The organism is Pseudoalteromonas luteoviolacea NCIMB 1944, from assembly GCF_001625565.1.
GTDB classification, from domain to species: domain Bacteria; phylum Pseudomonadota; class Gammaproteobacteria; order Enterobacterales; family Alteromonadaceae; genus Pseudoalteromonas; species Pseudoalteromonas luteoviolacea_F.
In genome coordinates, this window is record NZ_AUXS01000027.1 from 20050 (window position 1) to 45146 (window position 25097).

General features: G+C 41.3%; 26 protein-coding genes. 21 read left to right on the forward strand and 5 right to left on the reverse strand.

The annotated features are described in order from the left end of the window. Positions 1 to 163: 163 nt before the first annotated feature. The 7 genes from N483_RS10330 (at position 164) to N483_RS10360 (ending at position 6341) form a co-directional block, all read left to right on the forward strand. The gene (locus N483_RS10330; protein ID WP_023402253.1) at positions 164 to 934 is read left to right on the forward strand and encodes a DUF3450 domain-containing protein; all 771 of its coding nucleotides are present in this window, start codon (positions 164 to 166) and stop codon (positions 932 to 934) included. A 6-nt stretch (positions 935 to 940) separates the two neighbouring features. Further along, the gene (locus N483_RS10335) at positions 941 to 2305 is read left to right on the forward strand and encodes a MotA/TolQ/ExbB proton channel family protein (RefSeq protein WP_023402252.1); all 1365 of its coding nucleotides are present in this window, start codon (positions 941 to 943) and stop codon (positions 2303 to 2305) included. Next, positions 2305 to 2829: a MotA/TolQ/ExbB proton channel family protein gene (locus tag N483_RS10340; RefSeq protein ID WP_023402251.1), complete on the forward strand. Its 525-nt coding sequence runs from the start codon at positions 2305 to 2307 to the stop codon at positions 2827 to 2829. The genes N483_RS10335 and N483_RS10340 overlap by 1 nt, the downstream gene beginning before the upstream one ends. A gap of 14 nt (positions 2830 to 2843) precedes the next feature. Beyond that, the gene (locus N483_RS10345; RefSeq protein ID WP_023402250.1) at positions 2844 to 3248 is read left to right on the forward strand and encodes an ExbD/TolR family protein; all 405 of its coding nucleotides are present in this window, start codon (positions 2844 to 2846) and stop codon (positions 3246 to 3248) included. Further along, positions 3248 to 3862 (forward strand): energy transducer TonB, encoded by a 615-nt coding sequence (locus N483_RS10350; protein WP_023402249.1) that lies wholly within the window; start codon positions 3248 to 3250, stop codon positions 3860 to 3862. The genes N483_RS10345 and N483_RS10350 overlap by 1 nt, the downstream gene beginning before the upstream one ends. A gap of 10 nt (positions 3863 to 3872) precedes the next feature. Then, positions 3873 to 5135 (forward strand): hypothetical protein, encoded by a 1263-nt coding sequence (locus N483_RS10355; protein ID WP_023402248.1) that lies wholly within the window; start codon positions 3873 to 3875, stop codon positions 5133 to 5135. Positions 5136 to 5318: 183 nt separating this feature from the next. After that, positions 5319 to 6341, forward strand: a complete 1023-nt coding sequence (locus N483_RS10360; RefSeq protein ID WP_023402247.1) for a hypothetical protein — start codon at positions 5319 to 5321, stop codon at positions 6339 to 6341. Here N483_RS10360 and N483_RS10365 read toward each other — a convergent pair. Next, entirely contained in the window at positions 6328 to 6693 is a 366-nt protein-coding gene (locus tag N483_RS10365; protein WP_023402246.1) for a TraR/DksA family transcriptional regulator, read from the reverse strand. The two genes, N483_RS10360 and N483_RS10365, sit on opposite strands and share 14 nt — an antisense overlap. 42 nt (positions 6694 to 6735) lie before the next feature. Further along, a complete protein-coding gene (locus N483_RS10370) occupies positions 6736 to 7716 on the reverse strand; it encodes a tRNA-dihydrouridine synthase (protein WP_036977438.1) in 981 nt (326 codons plus the stop codon). A 194-nt stretch (positions 7717 to 7910) separates the two neighbouring features. Between N483_RS10370 and N483_RS10375 the strand changes: the two genes are divergently transcribed. The 10 genes from N483_RS10375 (at position 7911) to N483_RS10425 (ending at position 17089) form a co-directional block, all read left to right on the forward strand. Further along, the gene (locus N483_RS10375; RefSeq protein ID WP_063383341.1) at positions 7911 to 8375 is read left to right on the forward strand and encodes a hypothetical protein; all 465 of its coding nucleotides are present in this window, start codon (positions 7911 to 7913) and stop codon (positions 8373 to 8375) included. Between the two features lie 39 nt (positions 8376 to 8414). Beyond that, positions 8415 to 9260 carry a DUF692 domain-containing protein gene (locus tag N483_RS10380; protein WP_023402243.1) on the forward strand — a complete coding sequence of 282 codons (846 nt, stop codon included), beginning with the start codon at positions 8415 to 8417 and terminating at the stop codon, positions 9258 to 9260. Further along, complete coding sequence (locus N483_RS10385) at positions 9260 to 10030, forward strand: DNA-binding domain-containing protein (RefSeq protein ID WP_023402242.1); 771 nt, start codon at positions 9260 to 9262, stop codon at positions 10028 to 10030. The genes N483_RS10380 and N483_RS10385 overlap by 1 nt, the downstream gene beginning before the upstream one ends. 388 nt (positions 10031 to 10418) lie before the next feature. Beyond that, positions 10419 to 10964, forward strand: a complete 546-nt coding sequence (gene apt, locus N483_RS10390; RefSeq protein WP_023402239.1) for an adenine phosphoribosyltransferase — start codon at positions 10419 to 10421, stop codon at positions 10962 to 10964. A 5-nt stretch (positions 10965 to 10969) separates the two neighbouring features. Further along, positions 10970 to 13519 (forward strand): DNA polymerase III subunit gamma/tau, encoded by a 2550-nt coding sequence (dnaX, locus tag N483_RS10395; protein WP_023402238.1) that lies wholly within the window; start codon positions 10970 to 10972, stop codon positions 13517 to 13519. A 59-nt stretch (positions 13520 to 13578) separates the two neighbouring features. Further along, positions 13579 to 13905 carry a YbaB/EbfC family nucleoid-associated protein gene (locus N483_RS10400; protein ID WP_010368987.1) on the forward strand — a complete coding sequence of 109 codons (327 nt, stop codon included), beginning with the start codon at positions 13579 to 13581 and terminating at the stop codon, positions 13903 to 13905. A gap of 199 nt (positions 13906 to 14104) precedes the next feature. Continuing rightward, positions 14105 to 14617, forward strand: coding sequence for a rhomboid family intramembrane serine protease (locus N483_RS10405; protein WP_231105443.1), 513 nt, complete (start codon positions 14105 to 14107; stop codon positions 14615 to 14617). 131 nt (positions 14618 to 14748) lie between these two features. Then, entirely contained in the window at positions 14749 to 15348 is a 600-nt protein-coding gene (gene recR, locus N483_RS10410) for a recombination mediator RecR (RefSeq protein ID WP_023402236.1), read from the forward strand. A gap of 293 nt (positions 15349 to 15641) precedes the next feature. Continuing rightward, positions 15642 to 16010, forward strand: a complete 369-nt coding sequence (locus N483_RS10415) for a hypothetical protein (protein WP_155250836.1) — start codon at positions 15642 to 15644, stop codon at positions 16008 to 16010. A 734-nt stretch (positions 16011 to 16744) separates the two neighbouring features. Next, complete coding sequence (locus N483_RS10425) at positions 16745 to 17089, forward strand: hypothetical protein (RefSeq protein ID WP_023402233.1); 345 nt, start codon at positions 16745 to 16747, stop codon at positions 17087 to 17089. Between the two features lie 52 nt (positions 17090 to 17141). Here N483_RS10425 and N483_RS10430 read toward each other — a convergent pair whose 3' ends face one another. Then, entirely contained in the window at positions 17142 to 17594 is a 453-nt protein-coding gene (locus N483_RS10430; protein WP_023402232.1) for a helix-turn-helix domain-containing protein, read from the reverse strand. Between the two features lie 192 nt (positions 17595 to 17786). Between N483_RS10430 and N483_RS10435 the strand changes: the two genes are divergently transcribed. Further along, positions 17787 to 18089 (forward strand): helix-turn-helix domain-containing protein, encoded by a 303-nt coding sequence (locus tag N483_RS10435; protein ID WP_023402231.1) that lies wholly within the window; start codon positions 17787 to 17789, stop codon positions 18087 to 18089. Positions 18090 to 18299: 210 nt separating this feature from the next. Further along, positions 18300 to 20216 (forward strand): molecular chaperone HtpG, encoded by a 1917-nt coding sequence (htpG, locus tag N483_RS10440; RefSeq protein WP_023402230.1) that lies wholly within the window; start codon positions 18300 to 18302, stop codon positions 20214 to 20216. A gap of 168 nt (positions 20217 to 20384) precedes the next feature. On the opposite strand, the gene tpx is transcribed toward htpG, so the two are convergent. Beyond that, complete coding sequence (gene tpx / locus N483_RS10445; protein ID WP_023402229.1) at positions 20385 to 20972, reverse strand: thiol peroxidase; 588 nt, start codon at positions 20970 to 20972, stop codon at positions 20385 to 20387. 188 nt (positions 20973 to 21160) lie between these two features. Between tpx and N483_RS10450 the strand changes: the two genes are divergently transcribed. Together N483_RS10450 and N483_RS10455 are read left to right on the forward strand one after the other, a co-directional pair. Continuing rightward, positions 21161 to 22165: a response regulator gene (locus N483_RS10450; RefSeq protein WP_023402228.1), complete on the forward strand. Its 1005-nt coding sequence runs from the start codon at positions 21161 to 21163 to the stop codon at positions 22163 to 22165. A 4-nt stretch (positions 22166 to 22169) separates the two neighbouring features. Then, entirely contained in the window at positions 22170 to 23141 is a 972-nt protein-coding gene (locus N483_RS10455) for a GGDEF domain-containing protein (RefSeq protein WP_023402227.1), read from the forward strand. 436 nt (positions 23142 to 23577) lie between these two features. Here N483_RS10455 and N483_RS10460 read toward each other — a convergent pair whose 3' ends face one another. Further along, positions 23578 to 25086: a SpoVR family protein gene (locus N483_RS10460; RefSeq protein ID WP_023402226.1), complete on the reverse strand. Its 1509-nt coding sequence runs from the start codon at positions 25084 to 25086 to the stop codon at positions 23578 to 23580. Positions 25087 to 25097: the final 11 nt, after the last annotated feature.

A 25097-nucleotide genomic window follows, 5' to 3' on the forward strand; every position in this document is an offset into this window, starting at 1 on the left:
ATTAGAAGTACTATCACAAAATTAGTTTTAAACATGAAGTTGACATGGGCAAATGCATTTAGCATTATTGCACGGTTGATACTTCTAAAAAGGTATCCGGGGTACTCTTCTTTAGTTGAGTGCAAAAATTATAAAAGTAACATTACTTAATTGGTTGGGAACTATGTCTGTTAAAATCAGAAAGAGTCTTGTAGCTTCAGCGTTATTTGGCGCGGCAGCATTTGCAAGCAGCAATGTGATGGCAGATCCTTTGAATGACATACAGAAAGTAGGTCAGCAAACTCAAAAGGCTGCTCAAAAGTCTCAAGAAAAAGTTGATAAAATTTACGGTCAGTCTATCGATATGATTGCTGAATATCGTACTACTGTAGATGAAACAGAGCTTCTAAAAGTATACAACGACCACGTTGCACGTTTGGTAGCGGACCAAAATGCAAATATTGAGTCTCTAGAGCGTCAGATCGCAACAGTTGATAAAACTAAGCAAGACGTTGTGCCTTTGATGTATCGCATGATTGATACACTCGAGCAATTCATCAAAGCGGACGTCCCGTTTGATACAGAAAAGCGTTTAGAGCGTGTTGAAAGACTACGTGAAACACTATCTAACGCAAAAGTAACCACTTCTGAGAAATATCGTCAGGTACTTGAAGCATACACAGTTGAAACTGCTTACGGTACTGCAATGACAGCTTCTCAAGGTTCACTGGAAATCGACGGTAAAAATATCAACGTTGACTTCGCACGTCTAGGTCGTATTGCATATGTTGCTCAGTCATTCGATCAAAAGAATGCATGGGTTTGGGACAACAGTGCAAAGCAGTGGCAATCACTAGGTGAAGAATACCTTAAGCCTATCAAAGACATGATCCGTATCGCACGTGGTCAGGCTGCCCCTGAACTAGTTAAACTTCCTATTTTCGGCGCGGAGTAATAAAACATGAAGAAGCTATTTAAAGGTTTTGCAGTTGCTGCAGCATTAACAGTTTCTGCTGGTGCCGCGTTGAATGCACATGCAAACACTGAAGCACTAGACAAGATCCTTGAGCAAGTTAAACAGAACCGTATCTCTGAAGGTAAAATTAACAAAGCTCGTGAGCAAGAATTCTTGTCTGATCGCGCTGACAAGCAAGCGCTATTAAACAAAGCTAAGCGTGACCTTGCTGCTGAAAAAGCACGTGGTGAGCGTCTTAACAAGCAATTCAAGCAAAACGAAGTAACACTTTCTGAGAAAGAAACTGAGCTAGTAAACGCACAGGGTACTCTTGGTGAGATGTTCGGTGTGGTACGTCGTTCAGCGGCAGATGCTATCGGTTCAATCGAAGCGTCAATCGTAAGTGCTGAAAAGCCAGGACGTGCAGAAGTTCTTCGTTCTCTAGCAGCAGCTAAAGAGCTTCCAACTACACGTGAATTAGAAGAGCTTTGGATTGCTTTCCAAACTGAAATGACTGAATCTGCTAAAACATCTACTTTCGAAGCTGAAGTAGCTGAACTAAGCGGTGACATCAATGTTAAGCCTGTTACTCGTATCGGTAACTTCAACCTAATCACACAAGATGGTTACGTTGTTTACGATGCAGAGAACAAATCAATCGTTCCTCTAGGTAAGCAGCCTGCATCAAACGTTGTTGCTACAATTGGCGATCTTCTTAACACGCCTGCAAGCAGCTATGTACCTTTCGTTGTTGACCCAACTCGTGGCGCAATTCTTCGTCTAAACACGCAGAAAGCAACACCAGAAGAGCGTTGGCACCAAGGTGACACGGTTGGTTACATCATCACTGCATTGTTAGCACTAGGTGCACTAATCGCACTTGTACGTTTTGTTGACCTTATGCTTGTTGGTGCGAAAATCAAATCGCAAATCAAGAATGCGAACAACCCAAGTGACAACAACCCTCTTGGTCGTATCTTGAAAGTTTACCATGACAACAAGAACCAAGACGTTGAAAACCTTGAGCTTAAACTTGACGAAGCAATTCTACGTGAAACGCCTCGCATCGAAGCTGGTATCAACATCATCAAGATCCTTGCTGCTATCGCACCGCTACTAGGTCTACTAGGTACGGTTGTTGGTATGATCTTAACGTTCGAATCAATTACTCTATTCGGTACTGGTGATCCGAAGATCATGGCAGGTAACATCTCTCTAGCACTTGTTACAACAGCTCTTGGTCTAATTGCTGCGCTACCACTAATCCTACTTCACGCTATTGTAGCTGGTCGTAGTAAATCAATCCTACACGTTCTTGACGAGCAAAGCGCGGGTATCGTTGCTGCGCACGCGGAGAAGGAGAAAGCATAATGCTAGTCCTGGTGGAGACGTGGGAATCTATCAGGGATTTTGTTGCTACAGGCGGCGACGTACTGTTCGTTGTCGCGATGGCACTCTTTCTTATGTGGGTATTAATGATTGAGCGCTATTGGTTCCTATTAGTTGAATTCCCTAGAATGCATAAGGGGATTGTAGCTAAATGGGATGCCCGCCAAGATACTACATCTTGGTACGCACACAGAATCCGTGAAGCATGGGTTTCTGAAGCGTCTGAAAAATTAGATGAGCGTATGTTGATTATCAAAACATTGGTTGCAATGTGTCCATTAATCGGTCTACTAGGTACAGTTACAGGTATGATTTCGGTATTCGAAACCATGGCTACACAAGGTACTGGTAACCCGCGTTTGATGGCGTCAGGCATTTCAATGGCAACGATACCAACAATGGCTGGAATGGTTGCGGCACTATCTGGTGTATTCTTTAGCACTCGCCTAGAAGCGAGAGCAAAAATGGCTAAAGAAAAACTTATCGATAGCTTGCCACATCACTAGAGAGAGATATAAATATGGCACGTAAACAGCGTTTTCGTGAAGAAGAAGAAGCAGCAGTAGATATGACGCCGATGCTTGACATCGTATTCATCATGTTGATCTTCTTCATCGTAACTACCTCTTTTGTTAAAGAGGCAGGCATTGAAGTTAAAAAGCCAAAAGCTGCACAGGCTCAAACTAAGAAAAATGCAAACATCTTCATCGCTATCCGTGAAAACGGTGAGATTTGGATGGACAAGCGTCAAGTCGATGTTGAGCGTGTAAGCGCTAACCTTGAGAACCTATTGGCTGAACAACAAACTGAGACTGTCATTATCCAAGCGGATAAAGGCGCTAAGCACGGTGTTGTTGTGAAGGTAATGGACCAGATCAAGGCAACTGATGATGGACTGAAGATTTCAATAGCTGGAGCTAAGTAATGATTCGATTTCTGTTTTCACTTCTCGCAGGTGGGGCAGTAACTTTCGGCTTATTCTTCTTTATGTCTTACCTCATCTCCGGTGGAGCTGAGAGGGCAGACAACCAAAAAGAAGAGATCATAGTCGAGATTATGTCGAATCCGCCTGAATCAGATGTGCAGGAGAGGAAGCGTGTGCCGCCTCCACCTCCTCCACCGCCTAAGCAGCCGCCTAAACCGCAGCCGCCACAGCCAGAGACTTCAAACCCTGCTGCTGGTGCAATTGGTTTTAACATGCCTAGCATCAGTATTGGTGGTACGGCAGGTGGTCTGAGTGGCCCGGGTGATTTCGGTCGTGATGGTGAAGCAACACCTATCGTTCGTATTGAACCTAAATACCCACCGCAAGCAGCGCGTGATGGTAAAGAAGGCTGGGTACAGCTTGAATTTACTATCAATGAGCTGGGTGGCGTAGAAGATATTAAAATTATTGCAGCTGAACCTAAGCGTATCTTCAACCGTGAAGCGCAACGTGCACTTCGTAAGTGGAAGTACAGACCAAAGATTGTTGATGGTAAACCTCAGAAACAATTTGGTATTCAGGTTCAACTAGATTTCAACCTTAACCAGGACTAAGGAGTAAGATATGAAGCAAATGTCAAAAGCAACAGCTCTTGCTCTGATGATGTCTCTAGCGGGCGGTGCACTTAGCACCGCTGCGTTTGCAGCGCCAGATCCGGCAAAGATCGAAGCGCGCAAAAATGCTAAGACTAAAGTTATGGGTGAGCGTGTTGGTAAAAAGGTCATTAAAGCTTTCGACCTTTACAACGAAGACAAAGTTGATGAAGCCATCACTTTACTTCTTGATATCGATGCATCTGACGATTTTGATAAGGCTACGGTAAATCGTTACTTAGGTAACCTTTATGCTCAAAAAGAAGAGTATAAAACGGCTATCAAGTATATTCGTCAAGCAGTAGCGCCTGACGTACTTAACTTTAAAGATCATGCTGATCTTATGAAGTTACTCGGTGACCTATTAATTGGTACTGAGCAGTATGAAGGTGCTAAAAAGGCCTATTACGACTGGATGGACTTTACGGGTGAACAAGACCCTAAAGTTTATGGTCGTATTGCTCAAGCAAACTATGAGCTTAAAAAGTTTGCTGATGTGATTGAGCCTGCTGACCAAGCGATTGCTCTAAATAAAGAAGAGCCTAACAAGTCTTACTACATGCTAAAAATCGGTTCATACTTTGAACTGAAGCAGTATAAGAACGCTGTTAGTGTTGCTGAAACGCTTGTTAAAATCTTCCCGGAAGATAAGCAGGTTTGGACTCAACTTGGTTCATTCTATATGCAAACAGAACAGTACCGTAAAGGTCAAACTGTGATGGAAATTGCATATGATAAGGGCTATTTTGAGAAAGAGAACCACTACAAGATCCTTGGTAGTTACTACTCATTGAATGAGATCCCTTATAAAGCGGCTGCTACGTTTGAAAAGGCGATCAAAGACAAGCACATTGAGCGTACAAAGCAAAATGTGACTGCGACGGCAAGTTACTTCCACCAAGCGAAGAACATTGACAAAGCAGCAAAGTACTACGAAGAAGCAGCAAAGTTTGATAACGACCCAGAGATGTACAGAAAGGCTGGTAGCTTATTGCTACAAGACCTTCAGTATGCAGCGGCTGTTGTTCGTTTAAACAAAGCACTTGATCTTGGCTCGAAGAAGAAGGGTACTATCTACTCTGATTTAGCCGAAGCTTATCTTTATCAAGAGAAGTACAAGCAAGCATACCGTGCAATTATTGAGGCTCAAAAAGATCCTCAAACTCGCAGGTTTGCTCGCAGCTGGGCTGCATTCATTAAAGAAAAAGCACAGCGTAAAGGCATCAGTCTTTAATTTAAAAGCCCCGACAGGGGCTTTTTTATTGCTTGTTACTAAAGTTTGATTCAAAACATATTCATGTCGAAAAGTTTGCGTAAACTATGCCATGCATTCCTTTGTGAAAGTGATCTCTTTAAATAATTACTCACGCCATATGGTAATAGGGCACTGATGTAATACTTACGAAGTGGAGATTTGATGTTGAGAAATTTTAGTATAGTAACTGTGTTGTGTTTAACGATGTGTTTAGGTGCTTGTAGCAACCCTAAAGAAACTATCAATCTAGCGCAATTTGATCAGCAGATCCGCGCTTTAAACTGGTTTTCTGCCGGTAGCCCCAATACAGATGTTGAAAAGGTTATGCCTTTTGATGATGCTTACTTATCTCGTCGTCATGCATTACTTGAGAACCTCGACTATACAGAGCTTAGCCGAGAGAATAAACACACTTACGCCTACCTTAAAATTCAGCAGCGATATCCAGAGCGGTTTCTGATATGGCCTGCCCAAATCAATGTGCTAGAGTCGGCGGTCAAACACTTTTCCCAACAAGAAATAGATGCTTGGCTATCTCTGGCAAAATTAACACTGCAAACGGGCAGAGACAGTAAGATTTTGTTATCTCGTATTGAAAAGGCACAGATCTTATCCTATCTGGAGTCCACATCTTACAACAGTAAAGCGGCTCGCGAATTAGCGCACTATTTACACACGTACAATACTCGCTCAGGGATCGGTTTATATCAACATCCCAACGGAAAAGAGTGGTATCAAAGCAAAATCAACTACTATACCGATGGTGTCTATGCGCCCTACGAACTTGCTGATATGTTGAGTCAGACAACGCAGAAAGTGTCTGAGCCAATTCGGCTTAATTGGCAAGCTAATGAAGAGTTGATATCCCAGCCTATGGCATTGAACCTGTTGGGCGATAAATGCGAGCCTGTTGCAGGTATGAACTGGCGTGATCTGTTTATCAATATCCGCAAAACGGTGTTAGAGTGTGGAACTGTACTAAGTAAAGAGCAACTATCTGTTGCAGCGACTCTCGCAGAGGTAGACATTGGTGTACATATGTTTGCTTGGTCTCAACAGCAAGCAATGCATAGGTTACAATCACGTTTAGTGATAGACGAAGCGCAAGCCTATGCGTTACTAAAAAATATTGTATTATTCCCAGCTACAACACTGGTCTATTTACCTCATTTCAAGCGTCTGTAAGAACTTTTGCTGGGCTGCATTGGCTGCATCTTTGGGTGGCTGGGTCTTGTTCTAAAAGGGCTTCTTCGATTTCTTGTTCGCAATCACAACAAAAGCCAAATTGACCGATGTCGATTTGACACAATGCTGCTTCAATTTGCACAAGTCGCTGGTAGCTAGGGAACTGACTTGGGCAAATTTTCTCATTGATACTATCTATCCAGTCTGTCGGTGACGTACTTTCTAGTACTTCCGCGAGTTCTAGAATCACAGGATTAGTGTTGGTTTTTAAGTCTTGGATAAAGCTTGTTCTAGTCTGAACAAGCTCGTTCCGTAATTTTACTTGGCATTGCTTTAGTAGATTTTCATTCATGGGCAGGTTCTCCTCTGAATGCCCATTATCTAATGCAATCAGTTAGATGTTATGATTTGAATCAAGTGACGGAGATTTTGCGTATTTCTCAAGCACGGTAACGACATCTAATTTTGTTTTTAAACGTTTTATTTCTTCAAATAAACCATGTGCTTCAGGATATTGTAACTTTAAGTACCCTAGCCATTGTTTGGTTCGCGCAGAAAAATACTTTTCGCTGACATTCTCGTCCTGATGCATTGATGAGTTGAGAATGTGGTATACAACTTCTTGCCAGCTCAAGGGCTGGTATATTTTATTACTAGCATGCGCCTTGATTTTTGCTGCTAAGTCCGGCGTTGCAAGTGCGCCTCGACCAAGCATGAGGTCTTCGCATTGACTTTGCTGCTGGCATCTTAGTGCATCTTCAATTTGCCATATTTCACCATTGGCAACAACGGGTATGGAGAGTCGTTTGAGCAATGGAGGGATCTTCTCCCAATATGCCGGCGGTTTATAGCCATCGCGTTTCGTTCTTGCGTGGATAGCTAAACTTGATGCCCCTGCGCTTTGCACTGCATCTACAATTTCGCTACTGTTGGCGTCATCATCAAAGCCAAGTCTAATTTTAGCGCTGACAACGTGCTCTTCGGGGACCGCTTCCCTAACAGCCTTAATGATTTGGTAGATTTGTTCTGGCTCTTTGAGTAAAACGGCGCCGCCTTTACTTTTATTGACGGTTTTTGCTGGACAGCCAAAATTAAGGTCAATACCGTGAGAACCCAGTTTGACGGCTTTGCGCGCATTGGCTGCGAGTACGTGGGGTACTTGCCCTAACAATTGGATCCTAACAGGTGTTCCTGCTCGGGTTAAACCGCCATTCAGTAATTCTGGGCAGTAGCGCACGAATACTCTTCTTGGCAATGTTAAGTCAACAACTCGCACAAATTCGGTGACGCAAAGGTCAAACCCACCGAGATCTGTCAGTAATTCACGCATTTTAAAGTCGACAACGCCCTCCATTGGGGCCAATATAAGTTTCATCAGTACTGCACCAAAATAAAATTCGCGCTATTCTATATGAGATGGAGCGAATTATTAATATAAATCTTATCTGTTCCTCATACACAACTGCCCATTTGTGTGGCTCTACACTCAAAATAGAAAAACTTTGAAATTAGTTTTTAGGTAATAGGGTCTATTAAACGAACCCGAATTAATGATTGAGAGAAATAACGATGAATACAGTAAAGAAAAATTCTTTAGCCTTAACATTAACTGCCGCAGTTGCGAGCACCGCAGCACTTGCTTCAGGTGAAGCAAATGCAAACCCATTTTCGTACGAAGTATTAACCGCTGGCTATCAATTAGATGCAAGCGAAGGTAAGTGCGGAGAAGGCAAATGTGGCGGCGATGCAAAAAGCAAAGAAGGCAAGTGCGGCGAAGGTAAATGTGGCGGCGATGCAAAAAGTAAAGAAGGCAAGTGCGGCGAAGGTAAATGTGGCGGCGATGCAAAAAGCAAAGAAGGCAAGTGCGGCGAAGGTAAGTGTGGCGGCGCAAAAAGTAAAGAAGGTAAGTGCGGCGAAGGTAAGTGTGGCGGCGCAAAAAGTAAAGAAGGCAAGTGCGGCGAAGGTAAATGTGGCGGCAGCACAAAAAATAAAGAAGGCAAATGCGGCGAAGGTAAATGTGGTGGTAGCCACTAAACTAGGTTTGGCTACCTTGCAGAGATAGGAACTGACAGCGTGATAACGAAAGACACTTTTGGCAATGTTGGGCTGGGGCTACGTAGAGAAATGCTCGATGATTTACTTGGCGCCCCCCCAAAGACTGTAGATTTTTATGAAGTTGCTCCAGAAAACTGGATGACACTAGGCGGAAAGTTTGCCGCTCAGTTTGCTCGCTTAACCGAGCAGCATAATTTTGTCTGTCATGGACTATCGTTATCACTGGGTTCCTGTGACGCACTTGATACTCAGTTCATCGCTGAACTTAAAGTATTTTTTGAACAGCATAATATCAAGTGCTATAGCGAACATCTCAGCTATTGTTCGGGCAATGGGCACATGTATGACTTGATGCCCATTCCATTTACAGAAGAGGCAGTGTTACATACAGCTAAGCGGATCGCCGAAGTGCAAAATCGCCTAGAGAGACGAATAGCTGTAGAAAACGTGTCTTATTACGCAGCTCCTGGTCAACAAATGAGCGAAATAGATTTTACCCTTGCTGTTTTGCAAGAGGCAGATTGTGATTTACTTTTAGATGTAAACAATATTTATGTGAATTCTATTAACCATGGTTACGATGCCGAAGCTTTTCTTGCTGCGTTACCGTCCGAGCGCATCGCATATGGGCATATTGCAGGGCACTATGTTGAAGCGCAAGACTTACTAATTGATACACATGGAGCCGAAGTGTGTGACCCAGTATGGCAGCTTCTGCAAAAAGCGTACAATATCCATGGTGTGTTCCCAACATTACTTGAGCGGGATTTTAATCTTCCTCCAATGAATGAGTTGCTGACAGAGGTTGAGCAAATTCATCAAGCGCAGTTATTACATCAGAATGAACAAAGAGGAATTGCCTAATGTCGTTTCATCAAGTGCAAGCTGATTTTGTCGCGCATATTAAGGACCCTCAAAATTTTGAAAAGCCGTCTGATGTCGAAGAGCGAAGAATGCAAGTTTACAGGGAGCTATTCTTCAATAATGTTGAAGGGTTTATTGCCTCAGCATTTCCAGTTCTGAAAAGCTTATACCATAGCGATGATTGGTTGGCTCTGGTTAGGCTGTTTTTTGCGCAGCATAAATGTGAAACGCCATACTTTTTGGAGATCAGTCAGGAGTTTTTAAGATATTTAGACGAAGAGTATAACACCACCGAAACTGACCCAGCCTTTATGTACGAATTGGCCCATTATGAGTGGGTTGAACTGAATGTCTCAATATTGAAGCGCGCTCAAGATGATGATCTCTTTGAGGGCGATATTGACGAGTCGGCCTCGCTGTATCTGTCGAGCGTCGCGCAATGTGTACAATATACTTACCCTGTGCATCAGATCCAAGCTGATTTCCAGCCAACGAAACCGCAGGGGGGGCCTTTTAGTTTTGTTGTGTATCGAGACTCAGATGAAGAAACGCGGTTTATCGCCCTCAACCCGATGACAAGCCTGCTGTTGGCTAGCATTGAACTAAGCCCTGGCATATCGGTATCCCAACTTAGTGCTCAATTGTCTGAGCAAATACCTGGCTTTAGTGCTAAGCAACTTGAAGTAGGCGCATTGCAAACACTGCAGCAGTTTACACAGTTGGGTATTGTGGTTGATAAAGTAAACAGTTCACCTTTATTGAAAGCCTAAGTTCTACTATGATATAGCCGCGAATCGTGCTAACTCCTTGTTTTTCCTTTAATAGGGTCAAGGCTATATTTTTAAAGGTAACCCTCATGTCAGAAACTGAACGTAAAGATCCATTTAATGTTAAGTACTTTTTTGTTTTTTTAGTCTGCTTTGTTTTTGTTGGATGTCTAAATGCGATCCTTGGTTGGATGACTTTAGGAAGTTAAAGGCCAAATTATACCCCCAGTAGAGGTAAAATTTATTTTGTGGGTCACTTCTTCATCGAGATTGGCCCATTTATTGAGCCCTTTAGCGTTTTTTCTTCGATTTTTACCCAATCCCATTTAAACTCGATCCTTTCTTGTTATAATCATCTCCTTTCTAAAATAAATCTGAAAAACGAACGATTATGACACAACAAAATTTGTCTTTGATCAAAAATAGCATCGCGACAGTACCTGACTATCCAAAAGCAGGTATTATGTTTAGAGATGTAACAACCTTACTCGCCAACCCAGAAGCCTTTCAAGCGACAATGGATGCATTTATTGACGCATACAAAGGTCAAGGGTTTGATAAAATCATTGGTACAGAATCTCGCGGGTTTATTTTTGGTGCGCCCTTAGCACTTGCACTTGGTATCCCTTTTATACCTGTCAGAAAACCAGGGAAGTTACCAAGAGAGGTTATCAGCCAATCTTATCAATTAGAATATGGTGAAGACACATTAGAGCTGCACAAAGATGCTATTGATCAAGGTGACAAGGTATTACTTGTCGATGACTTGTTGGCTACAGGTGGCACCATTGAAGCAACAGCAAAGTTAGTTTCACGCTTAGGTGGTTCTGCAACCGATGCTGCGTTTGTTATTTCATTGCCAGAATTGGGCGGTGAAGAACGTGTTGCTGCATTAGGTATTAATATTCTAAAATTAGTAGAGTTCGACGGCGAGTAATATTAATGAGCTATCAGGTCTTAGCGAGAAAGTGGCGGCCGCAATCATTCCATGAAATGATGGGTCAAGAACATGTAAAGCAGGCATTGATTAATGCCTTGAATGAGCAGCGGTTGCACCATGCTTATTTATTTACTGGCACCCGGGGGGTGGGCAAAACGACTATTGCTAGGATCTTTGCTAAAAGCTTGAATTGTGAGCAAGGCATATCTTCCACGCCTTGTGGCCAATGTGGGACGTGTGAAGAAATTGAGTCTGGCAAGTTTATAGATTTGATTGAAATTGATGCGGCTTCACGAACAAAAGTCGAAGATACCAGAGAGATTTTAGACAATGTTCAATACGCGCCGACTCGTGGGCGTTATAAAGTGTATTTGATTGATGAAGTTCACATGCTGTCAAAGCATAGTTTTAATGCTTTGCTTAAGACATTGGAAGAACCACCTGAACATGTCAAATTTTTGCTTGCTACCACAGATCCTCAAAAGTTACCGATTACGATATTGTCTCGGTGTTTGCAATTTAATTTAAATGCAATGGCTAAAGGCCAAATTGTTGAGCAGCTCTCAAAAATATTGCCGCAAGAAAATTTTCAGTTTGAAGAAGACGCATTACATATTTTAGCAAAAGCAGCTGATGGCAGTATGCGTGATGCATTAAGTTTGACTGACCAAGCTATTGCGCAAACAAATGGTCATTTGACTGTTAACGCGGTTCAGCAAATGCTGGGGCTTATGGATAGTGCTCACGCTATGTTGTTAATGAGTGCTGTGCTTTGTCAAGATGGCAATGCATTGATGGCAGAGATAGACAATATTGCTCTTAAAAACGGAAATTTTGTCAGTGTGATAGATGATTTAATCGCTCTGTTACACGTGATCCAGCTTACCCAGTTGGTTCCGCAAGCAGCTCATGTCGGTCAATTTGACCAACAGCAAGTAAAAACATTGGCAGAGCAAATCTCAACGCAGACAGCGCAGTTGCTATATCAATTGCTTTTGAGTGGTAAAAAAGATTTAAATTGGGCGCCAGATGCAAAGCTTGGTTTCGAAATGGTTATGCTTAGGCTACTTGCGTTCGAAGGTACTGATTTTGCGCAATCAAATACGACAATACAGGCTTCGTCAACAGGGCAACCTGTGGCAAAAAAATCTAAAGCAGGTGCTTTGCGAGATATACTAAATAACAATCAAAAAAAAACAGTTATCGAGCCGAAAGTAGCTAATTCGGAGCCGCCTCAATCTGCACCAATCAATACTCCGCAGACTATACCTGCGGAACCATCGCCTGCAGAGCCACCACTGACTACAGCTGCTCAGACGGCACAAATACCGAATACACAGCAGACTTTGCCTGCGGAGTCAACACAGACTCCAGCAACTCAGACAGCACCAATATCGAATACACCGCAGCAGACCCAGGTGCAAGCTGTGCCAGCACAGATGCAGACACCTCAAAGTGCACAACCTCAGCCTCAGCAAGGGCATGTACATACAGCTGCGGGCCAAACAGGTATGACGCCAGAGCCCGCGAAGTTGGACTCGGCATCGCCGATACAAAGTGCTCAACAAGATGCTATGCCAGAGTATGAGCAACAGTACAACGACATTATGGCGCAAGCAGCTGCTCAGGGATTTAATGAGCACTCTCAGCAGTCGAGTTACTCTAGTGATAATTCAGAAGCTCAGCATACAGTGCACAATGATGCTCCTACGGGACAGCTGTATGCGCAAAAGCAAGGACAAGCACAATCTGCTATCGCAAAAATTTTACAGAACAGACAAATCTCTGGTGCAGGTAAATTGCTTGGAGGCAATGATACGCCAAAAAAGCTTGAATCAAGCAATCGAGATACTCAAGGCCAACTGCCACCTGCAAATATCGATGGCAATATAAATCATGATATGCCGACATCGAGAGCCCGGGTGGATCAATCTCAGGCCATATCAAATAGCAATCATCAGCCAGCGGTAACGAATGTTCCCCGCAGCGAGCCGCCAAGTCGTCCAAAGAAAGTTGAAATTACGGAGAGATTTAAAAAGGACGAGAGCAAGCTTGCACCTGAGTTGCTTGAGCAGCTCTCTCCTCAACCAGCAAAAGAGGACGTGCAGGAACATGTCATTGAGATGCCTATTCCTGAAAACTTTACAAGCCCAATAAGCAGTTTAAAATTTGCGTATGAAAAGGATGATTGGGCAAACTTGATTGAAAAAATGGCATTGAGTGGTCGAGTGAGACAGTTTGCTTTGCATGCCATGTATGAAAAACAAGGTGGCGTTTGTGTATTGCAGGCGGAACAAAGTCAACAGCATTTAGACTCTCCTATGCTGCGTGATAAGTTGCAACAGTCTTTTTCTCTGGCACTAAATGAACCAGTAGAATTGAGGATGGAATTTATCGACAAGGTACAGGCAACCCCATTTTTGATCCAACAAGAAATAGATCAACAGCGCTACCTAGAAGCGGTTGATGCTGTCAATTCAGACCCGATCATCCAAACTATGGTTGCTGAGTTTGATGCAGTGGTCAACGAAAAATCGGTAAAGGCATTGTAATTGGTTACAATAGCCCTTATCTTTTAGCCAATTAAATTATTGAAGTAAGAGAGCACACTATGTTTAAAGGTGGAATGGGCAATATCATGAAGCAAGCTCAGCAAATGCAAGAGCGCATGGAAAAAGCCCAAGAAGAAATCAAAAGCTTAGAAGTAACAGGTGAAGCAGGTGCTGGCCTTGTAAAAGTAACTATGCTTGGTAGCCACAATGTCCGTCGTGTAGAAATTGATGAGAGTCTTATGGAAGATGACAAAGACATGATCGAAGACTTACTCGCGGCTGCAGTAAATGATGCTGTACGTCGTGTTGGTGAAGAAACGCAAAAGCGTATGTCAGAAGTAACCGGCGGTATGCAAATGCCTCCAGGCTTCAAAATGCCGTTCTAAATTAGATATTAGTAACTTATTCGAGTTATTTGTAGCGGTCCAAATTGCTCAACGGCAATCGGGTGAAACTACTCACATGGGCCGCTTTATCCTCTCATTTACGTATCACTCTAGATAAACAGATATGCGTAGGTCCAGTATCCTTTTCCCTACAGACTTTAAATATATAATTGGTGCATCCTTGATAATGATAGGGTGTATGTTACTTGGTTTCATTGGCGTACCTATTGAGCGACTGGGAATAATTGCGCGAGAAGAAAACTATCTCATTGGTATTGTTACAGCGCCATTTATTCATGGCTCTTGGTCACATCTGAGTGGCAACCTTATTGGCCTGTGGATCTGTGGTTACATTGCAAGTAGACAAGCAAAATTTAAAAGAGTCAGCGTTGCTATTGTAGTTATGACCGGTGCCTTAGTATGGCTTTTTGCAGGAGATGGTAATCATATCGGCTCATCAGGTGTGGTGATGGGGTATTATGGTTACTTATCAGGCGTCGCAGTATTTCAACGTCACGTAGCAAGCTTTATCAGTTTAATAGTACTCGCGGTGTTGACGTACTTAGCAAATATTAATTTTCTTGGAACTCTGTTTAATTTCTCCGAAAATATTAGTACAGAAAGTCATCTATTTGGGTTTTTAAGTGGTTTACTATTGGCATATGCCATTAGGTCAAAAAGTCTGAAAAAAACAGCTAAGAGCGAAAATTAAACGCTGTTCGACAATTTTCGGACAAATTGACAAGGTTGTAATTTAGATGTCTTTCAATCGGGCGTTTGATCACTTATCATCGCATTTTATTAAGAAAAGTCAGTGGTGTTTTCACACCTATTTGAGGATATATGCAGTTATCACCTAAATTGGCAGCCTTAGTCGAAGCGCTAAGGTGCTTACCTGGAATTGGTCCGAAGTCTGCACAGCGAATAGCATTTCATTTGTTGGAAAGAGACCGAGATGGAGGGGCTCAATTAGGCAACTGTTTAAGCCAAGCAATGCAGGATATTGGCCACTGCGAATCTTGCCGAACTTTTTCTGAAACACCGGTATGTGATATTTGTCAAAGTGTAAAGCGTCAAGATACGGGGCTGCTATGCATAGTCGAGTCTCCTACAGATGTTCTTGCGATTGAACAAACGGGTCAGTATACCGGATTATATTTTGTGCTCATGGGTCATTTATCTCCACTAGATGGAATAGGACCACAAGAAATCGGTTTGGATAAGCTCCAGCAGACTTTGCAGAAGGGCCAGGTTCAAGAAGTTATTCTTGCGACGAACCCAACTGTTGAAGGGGAAGCAACAGCTCACTATATTGCAGAGTTGTGTAATAATCTCAACGTAAAAGCGTCTCGAATAGCGCATGGTATGCCTGTTGGAGGGGAGCTAGATTTGGTAGATGGCATGACGTTAATGCATGCATTTTCTGGCCGAAAAGTATTGTAAATATTACATTTTTTCTTAGATATTTAAGATGAATGCGACTTGAGAATAGTTTTTGAGCTGTGCTTGGTGTGCCAGTATATTTTGTTTAAAAGTTGTAAAATTAAAAGTTGCAATTCGGAATAGAGAAATTTATTATCTTGTGACTGATGGTATTTAAACGACTAGCGTGACCCAAAGCATTGTTATTTAAACTCACTTTTTTGGACCAAAGCTTAATTGAGCCTGACACATGTACAAAAAATGTGGGTAAGTTGGACACGCTATCTTAGATAGATACATATAAGGTTTTTATTGTGATAATGCTCATCGCTGCTACATTGCTTTATATTCTTGTTATTGCTATTTGCATTACTGTGATAGTGAAAGGCCACAGTTTGAATTTTATCGAAAAGAGAATAAAGAATGTAGTTGTAAAAGAAACAGCTGTGGAAGATAAAGATATTTCGGAAAAAGAATATCATCAAGCATATGAGATCGTGGATGATCTAGCCGTTGTGTTGGAGTGTAATAACGACATGGTTAAATACAATGGTGTTAAAAGTGTGTTTAAGCGAGTTGAAGCCTTTAGGGATCAAAAGCAGCATACAGAGCAAGAGCAGACTGCGCCTGTAGCTGAAAAAACAACAAAAAATAAAGCAGCCAATTTGTGGGTGGTTAAATAGCATTTTTGCAATGAATGTCCGTGTGATTGCTAAACACTCCCCGTGTTGAGTTGGTTGATTAATGAATAAGAGAGTGACTTAGATATTATCGGAAAAGTCTTTTCAAATACTGGTGTCAATAGGTATACCTTGCTCTGGTTTGAAATAGCTGGGGGCAACCAGAAAGTATTAGCAAAATTTTATGAATGAGTTTTTGGATACAATTTCTTGGATTATCGTAGGGCTTCAGTTTTCGGTACTTGGGTGTTTTCTTTACCTATTTAAAGAACGACGACGAGAATTAATTTTTGGTGGAAGTAAGAGCTTAAAAAACAAATCTGACCACGAGCTACATTCTTGCTTTTTAACGACTATAACCTCGGTGTTTTGCCTCCTTCTTTTCGAGCATCTACTCAACAGTTTACTTGACTTACAGATAGACAAAATGGTGCGAAGGCAAATATTTTACTTCATTTCCGCATGCGGTAACGCGTCGTTTATCATAGCACTAACTTTATTGCATGCGATCAGAGGGTGCACTTTCTCCCCAGTTGCCAGATACTCTTGTTACTTATTTCTGATTGGTATGTTGTTAAAAACAGCACAGTTATTGATGGCTGGTTATTTAGATATAACCTCATTTAAACACTACTATTCAATTTTGGTTTTGATAACAATCGTCTTGCAATTTTTCCTTATAGCAAAATATCCGTTTGATGTAATAATGAAAAAAAAATACGCAAAGGAATGTTAGGATGCCATTTTTAATTGTACTGCTTTTAATTCACTGCTTAGTGATCTGCTTCATTCTCGCTGCAATTATTAACGGCCATTCTCTGACTAAATTTGAAGAGAAGATCCGTGAACTATTTATTAAACCTACGGGTAATGAAGATGTGCCTGAGGAGCTCTATGATGAAGCGTATGAGATTGTAATGGATCTGGGTAAAGCGCTTGAGATCGACAATGACATGACTAAACACGACGCTGTTCAAGTAGCATTAAAACGGGTAGAAGATTTTAGAGATGACTCTAAAGACTATCAACTAAAACAAAGCAATGATGAGCAAGAAAAAGTAAAACTAAAAGTGATTAAGTGAATTAATTGCAGGGTGGATCTTAGTACGTTTAAAAGCCCCTATACCTTTATCATTAACCAACCTTTTTGTTTTCTACACTGGCGTGTTTATCTAAAAATGGCTCTAAATCTCTCAATAAAATTTTGCCGCAACTGTCAAAATTGACTTCTTTTCCTCGTTTAAACCAACCTAAATGACAAATAAATAATAAACTTTCTTTTGCAGTTTGAATAAATTTTGATTCAAAGTCTTTACTAAACGGCTGAGTGCTATCTTTTTGGGGTGCTTCAGTGATTAAAGTGGTCGGATTGGGTTGGTCCTCGCCAGTGATCAGCCAACAGGCGTGATTTTCTGTCAGTGGATGCGTAAAGAACTTTTCAATAACTGACAAAGTAGGTTCCCTTTCCCCCTTCTCATACTTGCGATAGGAGGCTGTAGGTATATCTAATATCTCAGAAAAACTGATTTGAGATTCTTCCAATGAAACCCTTAGTTGTTTCAATCTTGTAGCAAAAGATGTTGACATATAACCCAATCCGATCAATTATTTACTCAGTTGACCCAGATAGCCTACATGAAATGATATAAGTTGTCTAATTGGGTCGGGGTTAATTTTAATCATTTTTTCTGATGTATGTATCTAGTGAGCTCACTATTTGCTCAATGTATATTGTTAAATTCAATGTCAGAACAATGATATAAATAATATGGATATGTTATGAGTATAATCTCTAGAAATGAGCGCTCTCGAAGAGCACAAACGCAAGACGCAAAGCGCTATATTCAAATGACAATACGTAGAATGCGTCAAGATATGAATTTGACTCAAGCCCAGTTAGGCAAAAGCTTGGTAACACCCGTTGATCAGGCGACTATCTCAAATTGGGAATCTGGCAAAACCGAGCTATCCGCTTCGCAACTTTTGGATGTTATGATGTTATTTGGCAAACCAAACTTTTTGATGCTACTGGAACAATGTGATATTGCTGAAAGTGCTTTTGATAACAAGAAAACAGCTTAGTCCCCCTGGCTCATATGATTCAAGTCGCTGTGCTATCTCGTTAGGTAGCACAGCTAAACTACGACAATTAGATCAGTAATCGCCACAACCTATCAAGTAGAAAAAATTTTTACTTTCCCCTTGAAAAATGACATCGAAGCACAATATATCGTTTCATAATACGATTAACAGCTTAAAACCCTGTATACCAAATAGATTAGGATATAGTCGATGTCTGATATTAAAAACAAAGAAAATCATCAGTTTGGAACAGATGTAGGTAAACTATTAAACCTTATGATCCACTCTTTATATTCAAATAAAGAGATCTTCTTACGTGAACTTGTATCAAACGCTTCTGATGCAGCTGACAAGCTACGCTATCTAGCTTTGCAAAATGGCGACCTGTATGAGGGGGATGCTGAGCTTAAAGTAAGAATAAGTGCTGATAAAGATGCTAAAACAGTTACCATTTCAGATAATGGTATTGGTATGACCCGTGAAGAGGTGATTAACTCTCTAGGTACAATCGCAAAATCTGGCACTGCTGAATTTTTCCAAAATTTAACTGGCGATCAAGCGAAGGACTCACAGCTAATCGGTCAATTTGGTGTAGGCTTTTATTCAGCGTTTATCGTAGCTGATGACGTAACAGTTCGTACACGCAAAGCGGGTGAGCAGTCTGCTGTTGAATGGCAGTCAAAAGGTGAGGGTGAGTACAGCCTAGCTGAAATCAATAAAGCTGACCGCGGTACAGAAATTATTTTGCACCTTCGTGAAGAAGAAAGCGAGTTTTTAGATGATTTCCGCCTACGTTCAGTTATCACCAAATATTCAGACCATATTTCAATCCCTGTTGAAATGTTCAAAGCACCGGTCCCTGAATCAGAAGGACCAGATGGTGAAAAAATAGAAGCTCAACCAGGTGAGTGGGAAGCAATTAACCGAGCAACTGCACTTTGGACGCGTGATAAGTCGGAGATCTCAGAAGATGAGTATAAAGAGTTCTACAAGCATGTTGGTCATGATTGGGAAGAGCCATTAACTTGGGCTCACAATAAGGTAGAAGGTAAAACTGAGTACACAAGCCTGTTGTATATTCCAAAGAAAGCGCCATTTGATATGTGGAACCGTGATCGCCAAACGGGACTAAAATTATATGTCCAGCGTGTATTTATCATGGATGATGCAGAGCAGTTCATGCCGAGCTATTTACGCTTTGTAAAAGGCTTGCTTGATTCTAATGATTTACCACTAAACGTGTCACGTGAAATCTTGCAAGATAACAAAGTGACTCAGGCAATTCGTAAGGGTTGTACGTCTCGTGTGCTGAAAATGCTTGATAGAATGGGTAAGAACAAACCTGAAGAGTATCAAACATTTTGGAATGAGTTTGGTCAAGTTATCAAAGAGGGTCCAGCAGAAGACGCTGCAAACAAAGAAGCAATTGCTAAGTTACTGCGTTTTAGTTCGACACATACAGATGAAAGCACACAAAATGTTGCGCTATCTGAATACGTTGAACGTATGCAAGAAGGGCAAGATAAAATTTATTATGTTGTTGCAGATAGCTTTGCAACGGCTAAAAGCTCACCGCATCTTGAAATCTTCCGCAAAAAAGGCATTGAAGTCTTACTTATGTCGGATAGAGTTGATGAGTGGATGATGGGGCACCTTACTGAGTTTGACGGCAAGCAGCTACAGTCGATTACACGTGGTGACTTAGACTTAGGTGACTTAGAAGATGAAGAGTCTAAAAAGGCGCAAGAAGAGAGTGAAAAAGAGGTAGCTGGGTTAGTTGAGCGCATCACTGAATCACTTGGTGACAAAGTTAAAGAGGTACGCTTCACACACCGTCTAACAGATTCTCCTGCTTGTGTGGTTGTCGATGACCATGATATGAGCTCTCAAATGCAGAAGCTCATGGAGTCAATTGGTCAATCAGCGCCAGAGAGCAAGCCAATATTTGAGCTTAACCCTGACCATCAGCTTGTTAAGCACTTGAACGATGAGCAAGATGAAGACAAGTTTGCTCAATGGTCAGAAGTACTATTAGATCAAGCACTACTGGCTGAACGTGGTAGCTTGAAAGACCCTGTTGGCTTTGTAACGCGCCTAAACAAGCTGATGCTAGATTTAAGTAAGTAAGAGAGATACTAGTCTACAATCAGTATTAGAAAGCGTCCGATTACTCATATTGGGCGCTTGCAATGACGATTTTTGAAACTGCTCCACAGCCGTTTCTCTTCAATTGAATCATTAAAAAGCCAGCGATAGCTGGCTTTTTTGTTTTGAGATCTACTTTTTAGTTGTGATTTAAAGCGTATCTAGTGACTTTATAACGTCAGCATAGTTGGGTTCAGAAGCAAGGTTGCCGATGAGTTGCTTGTATTTTACTTTATGATCTTTATCTAGGATAAATACAGCTCTACTCAATAAGCCCATATCTTTAATCAACAAGCCATATTGCTCTCCAAAGTTTCGCCATACAGCATCAGATAACGTTTGAACTTTATCAACGCCTTCTTGTTTACAGAAACGTTTCTGAGCGAATGGTAAGTCTGTACTTATTGTCAACATCACAATATTTGGGTACTGAGCTGCCACTTTTTCATTAAAGTATTTGGTTTGAAGGCTACAAATGCCAGTATCCAAACTGGGAACAACACTGATCACAACAGCTTTTCCATCAAACTGTGACAATGACACTGGTGTGAAATCGGCATTAACTACTTTAAAGCTAGGTGCTTGCTCTCCGACAGTAACACCAGAGCCAAGCAAAGTAACTGGTTTACCCCCAGCAGTAACTTTGCCTTTATCTACTTGGTTTTCGTCGAGCGCAGCACTGGCTGAAAAACAGCTCAGCGCGAAAATGGTTGTTGTAATAAAGGGAACTCTACGCATAACGTATTCCTTTTTAAATTTTTCGCAATTCACGACAGTGTATTATACTGATTTTATATAACCAAGCTTTGGTAGTAATTTGGATTGTAAATTAATCATGCATTGATTAACATATTTAATCTAAACACTGCTGTTTGATAACTATAATTAGAATTTTGGGTATTGTACCCAATATATAGAGAGCTTTTATGTCAACACCCATCCTAATCTGTGATGATTCCAAACTAGCAAGACGGCAACTTGCACGGTCTTTGCCTGATGACTGGGATATAAAAGTTGAGTTTGCAGAACACGGATTGGATTGTATTGAGAAAATAAAACAGATCACGCCTGAAATTTTGTTTTTAGATCTCAATATGCCACATATGGATGGTTATGAAGTATTGCAAGCGATACAAGAACAAGGACTGAATGTTCTGACTGTTGTTGTATCAGGAGATATACAGCCCAATGCACATCAACGTGTGATGGAGCTTGGGGCAATAGATTTTATTAGAAAACCGTGCGATGCAAAAAAGCTTGAAGAGATTATTACTCAGCATGGTATCAAAGACAAAGCGATCCGCGAGAGCTTAGTTCACAAGCTTGGCGAGCAAATTGAACCTGAGCTCAGAGATATTTACCAAGAAATTGCAAATGTCGCAATGGGCCAAGCTGGCGACTTGCTGGCTAGGTTGCTCAATGTCTTTGTGGAGTTGCCAATTCCTAACGTCAATGTTTTAGAAGTCAACGAATTACACATGGCCTTGCAAGCAATAGACGCAAACGCCTCTACATCTGGTGTGTGCCAAGGCTTCATCGGTGGTGGTGTTTCGGGAGAAGCATTGCTGCTATTGAATGATTCTAGCTTCAAAGAAATCGCGTCTTTGATGAAATATGGAGGTGAGTTGAACCAAAAGGTTGAACTCGAACTGCTGATGGACATTAGCAACATATTGATTGGTGCGATATTAACAGGCCTCTCTAAACAGCTCGATATGCCATTTAGCCAAGGACATCCCGTTGTTCTTGGGCAACACTGTGAGGTATCTGAGTTGGTAAAAGCCAATAAAGCAAGGTGGCAGAGGACCCTAGCAATTGAAATTAGCTATGGAATTGAACACCATAATATTAACTGCGACTTGATGCTACTATTCACTGAAGATTCTTTGAAGACGCTTAAATTTAAAGTCGCATACTTATTAGAAGATTAGAATTATGCCAGCTTCTGATTTTGATATGAATGAAATCCATTGGCTAATGGATATGTTTAACACAGTTGATGTTGGGCTGGTTGTTCTGGACCGAGATTATCGTGTATGTGTTTGGAATGGTTTTATGGAAAATCATTCTGGATTATTGCCTAGTGCAGTAAAAGATAAAGATGTATTCGATCTATTCCCGAGCATTGATGAGTCTTGGTTCAGGGGGAAAGCCGAGCCAGTTTTTGTCCTCAAGAATCGCTCTTTTACCATATGGGAGCAGCAACCATATATATTTCGCTTTAAAAACTACCGGCCTATTACCGGTAAAGCTGAATATATGTATCAAAACGCAACGTTTATTCCATTGACAACGTTAACAGGGGATGTCGGTCACATATGTGTGATCCTCTATGATGTCACAGATGAAGCAATGAATAAGCTAGAGTTGGAAAAAGCAAACAAAACGCTTGAGGAAATGAGCCGTACAGATGCTCTGACTAAATTATCGAATAGAGGGTATTGGGAAGAGTGCTCGCGGACTGAATTTAAACGTTTAAAGCGCAATAATGGTTGTAGTTGTTTGTTGATGTTTGATATAGATTTTTTCAAAAAAATTAACGACGAGTATGGCCATAGCGGCGGAGATGAGGCGATACGTCATATCTCTGACCTTTTAAAGAAAACGCTGCGTGAAACAGATGTTGCTGGTCGATATGGCGGTGAAGAGTTTGCAGTTACACTTGTCGATACCGATGCGGATGGGGCATTGATTTTTGCAGAGCGTTTGCGAAGCATGATAGAAAACTCAGTGATCTATTATGACAAGAAAGAAATTAGATTGACTGTGAGCCTTGGCATCGCTTGTTACGACAATAGCTTTGACAAGCATGAGCAGTGGATCGAAGCGACAGATTCTGCTCTTTATCATTCAAAAGAAACTGGTAGGAACAAAGTTACCGTATATGATCCGTCGATGTCTCAGTAGACGAAATACAGTGCTCAATAGGCTAATTGAGCACTGTAACGGTTATTAAACCCCAAAGTCGCGAGTCAGGCCTAAATCTTCTCAAACCGCTTCTCTGTGTCCGATATAACGAAATTCACTTCTACTAATGAAATCAGGTTTTGATAAGACCTTTAAAAAATCCAAGGCATGTAAAGGTTGCTGTCAATACCCGTTAATTGGATGTTCTTCTTCGACAGACGACTGATTGAGTTTAACTTTACCGAATCTAAGCTTTTTTAGTTAACGATATTAACTACATTTGTATGGTAATAGTTTAATGAAATATATTTCGTAACACTCAAACATATGCAGCGGACGTGTAGGGTGTACTTGGCATTACTAGAGTAATAAATGAAAAATGTGCGTCAGGACAGGCAAGCAAACAACACACGAGGGTAACTCGTGTGTTGTCAGGCTAATCACTTTCGGGGTTTTCTAACGGGCACTGGCCAAGAGTTGTCACGCTACCATCCTCTTCAGCTTGTTCTAATCTAACTTCAAACCCCCATAGACGATAGAGATGTTTGAGCACTTCAATTTTTGAATCTGCTAACGGAATCTTATCTTGAGGGACGTACCTTAAAGTCAAAGATCGGTCCCCACGAACGTCTACTTTATAAACTTGTATATTTGGTTCATTGTTACTGAGGTTATAATGTGCCGATAGGCTGCTTCTAACTTTCTGGTAACCCGCTTCGTCATGAATAGCCTTAACTTCAAGATGAGGTGAGGACTCTTTGTCTAATATGGTAAATAACTTAAAGTCACGGATTATCTTGGGGGATAAGAACTGACTGACAAAGCTTTCATCTTTAAAGTTTTCCATCGCGAAATGCAGTGTATCTAGCCAGTTTTTACCTGCAAATTCAGGAAACCACTGTCTATCTTCTTCTGTGGGGTTTTCACATATACGTCTTATGTCCACCATCATATTGAACCCCAATGCATAGGGGTTTATTCCCGAATAAAACTTACTGTTATAGGGGGGTTGATAAACCACATTAGTATGGCTCTGTAGGAACTCAAGCATAAATGCATCGCTTAATTTTCCTTCATCATACAGGTGATTGAGGATGGTGTAGTGCCAAAAGGTTGCCCACCCTTCGTTCATGACCTGAGTTTGTCTTTGAGGATAAAAATATTGAGATATCTTTCTTACGATACGTATGATTTCGCGTTGCCATGACTCGAGCAAAGGGGCATTTTTCTCAATGAAATAGAGTATATTTTCCTGTGGTTCTGATGGGAAGTGTGGTAAATCCTCAGTGTCTTCCTGTTTGCTTTTAGGAATGGTTTTCCACAATTCATTAACTTGGGATTGAAGATAATCTTCACGTTCTTTTTGACGTTTTTGTTCCTCAAATAACGAAATTTGCTGTGGCCTTTTGTACCTATCAACACCATAATTCATCAGTGCATGACAAGAATCTAGTAAATTTTCGACTTCCTCGATGCCGTATTTTTGTTCGCATTCGGCGACATAGTTTTTTGCAAAGACCAGATAATCAATGATAGAAGACGCATCAGTCCAGGTTTTAAATAAATAGTTACCTTTAAAAAAAGAGTTGTGGCCGTAACAAGCATGTGCCATCACGAGTGCTTGCATTGGCAATGTGTTTTCTTCCATTAAGTAAGCAATACAGGGATCTGAGTTAATGACTATCTCGTATGCGAGCCCCATTTGCCCACGTTTATAATTTTGTTCCGTCTGGATGAATTTTTTACCATAAGACCAGTGCGCATAACCGATGGGCATACCTACACTAGAGTATGCATCCATCATCTGCTCTGCGGTGATCACTTCAATTTGATTGGGGTAAGTATCAAGCCGATAGTGCTCCGCTACACGAGCAATTTCGGCTTGATACAGTTCTAATCTTTCAAAAGTCCAATCTGGACCATCATTTAAAGGGTTGTAGGTCATTTGCGCTTCCC

Bases quoted from the DNA above. Each gene is read 5' to 3' on its own strand.
- recR (WP_023402236.1), top strand. From the start codon at position 14,749: ATGCAGTTATCACCTAAATTGGCAGCCTTAGTCGAAGCGCTAAGGTGC.
- N483_RS10370 (WP_036977438.1), bottom strand. From the start codon at position 7,716: ATGAAACTTATATTGGCCCCAATGGAGGGCGTTGTCGACTTTAAAATG.
- apt (WP_023402239.1), top strand. From the start codon at position 10,419: ATGACACAACAAAATTTGTCTTTGATCAAAAATAGCATCGCGACAGTA.
- N483_RS10330 (WP_023402253.1), top strand. From the start codon at position 164: ATGTCTGTTAAAATCAGAAAGAGTCTTGTAGCTTCAGCGTTATTTGGC.
- htpG (WP_023402230.1), top strand. From the start codon at position 18,300: ATGTCTGATATTAAAAACAAAGAAAATCATCAGTTTGGAACAGATGTA.
- dnaX (WP_023402238.1), top strand. From the start codon at position 10,970: ATGAGCTATCAGGTCTTAGCGAGAAAGTGGCGGCCGCAATCATTCCAT.
- N483_RS10425 (WP_023402233.1), top strand. From the start codon at position 16,745: ATGCCATTTTTAATTGTACTGCTTTTAATTCACTGCTTAGTGATCTGC.
- N483_RS10450 (WP_023402228.1), top strand. From the start codon at position 21,161: ATGTCAACACCCATCCTAATCTGTGATGATTCCAAACTAGCAAGACGG.
- N483_RS10365 (WP_023402246.1), bottom strand. From the start codon at position 6,693: ATGAATGAAAATCTACTAAAGCAATGCCAAGTAAAATTACGGAACGAG.
- N483_RS10435 (WP_023402231.1), top strand. From the start codon at position 17,787: ATGAGTATAATCTCTAGAAATGAGCGCTCTCGAAGAGCACAAACGCAA.
- N483_RS10430 (WP_023402232.1), bottom strand. From the start codon at position 17,594: ATGTCAACATCTTTTGCTACAAGATTGAAACAACTAAGGGTTTCATTG.
- tpx (WP_023402229.1), bottom strand. From the start codon at position 20,972: ATGCGTAGAGTTCCCTTTATTACAACAACCATTTTCGCGCTGAGCTGT.
- N483_RS10405 (WP_231105443.1), top strand. From the start codon at position 14,105: ATGTTACTTGGTTTCATTGGCGTACCTATTGAGCGACTGGGAATAATT.
- N483_RS10350 (WP_023402249.1), top strand. From the start codon at position 3,248: ATGATTCGATTTCTGTTTTCACTTCTCGCAGGTGGGGCAGTAACTTTC.
- N483_RS10375 (WP_063383341.1), top strand. From the start codon at position 7,911: ATGAATACAGTAAAGAAAAATTCTTTAGCCTTAACATTAACTGCCGCA.
- N483_RS10340 (WP_023402251.1), top strand. From the start codon at position 2,305: ATGCTAGTCCTGGTGGAGACGTGGGAATCTATCAGGGATTTTGTTGCT.
- N483_RS10460 (WP_023402226.1), bottom strand. From the start codon at position 25,086: ATGACCTACAACCCTTTAAATGATGGTCCAGATTGGACTTTTGAAAGA.
- N483_RS10455 (WP_023402227.1), top strand. From the start codon at position 22,170: ATGCCAGCTTCTGATTTTGATATGAATGAAATCCATTGGCTAATGGAT.
- N483_RS10360 (WP_023402247.1), top strand. From the start codon at position 5,319: ATGTTGAGAAATTTTAGTATAGTAACTGTGTTGTGTTTAACGATGTGT.
- N483_RS10335 (WP_023402252.1), top strand. From the start codon at position 941: ATGAAGAAGCTATTTAAAGGTTTTGCAGTTGCTGCAGCATTAACAGTT.
- N483_RS10355 (WP_023402248.1), top strand. From the start codon at position 3,873: ATGAAGCAAATGTCAAAAGCAACAGCTCTTGCTCTGATGATGTCTCTA.
- N483_RS10385 (WP_023402242.1), top strand. From the start codon at position 9,260: ATGTCGTTTCATCAAGTGCAAGCTGATTTTGTCGCGCATATTAAGGAC.
- N483_RS10345 (WP_023402250.1), top strand. From the start codon at position 2,844: ATGGCACGTAAACAGCGTTTTCGTGAAGAAGAAGAAGCAGCAGTAGAT.
- N483_RS10400 (WP_010368987.1), top strand. From the start codon at position 13,579: ATGTTTAAAGGTGGAATGGGCAATATCATGAAGCAAGCTCAGCAAATG.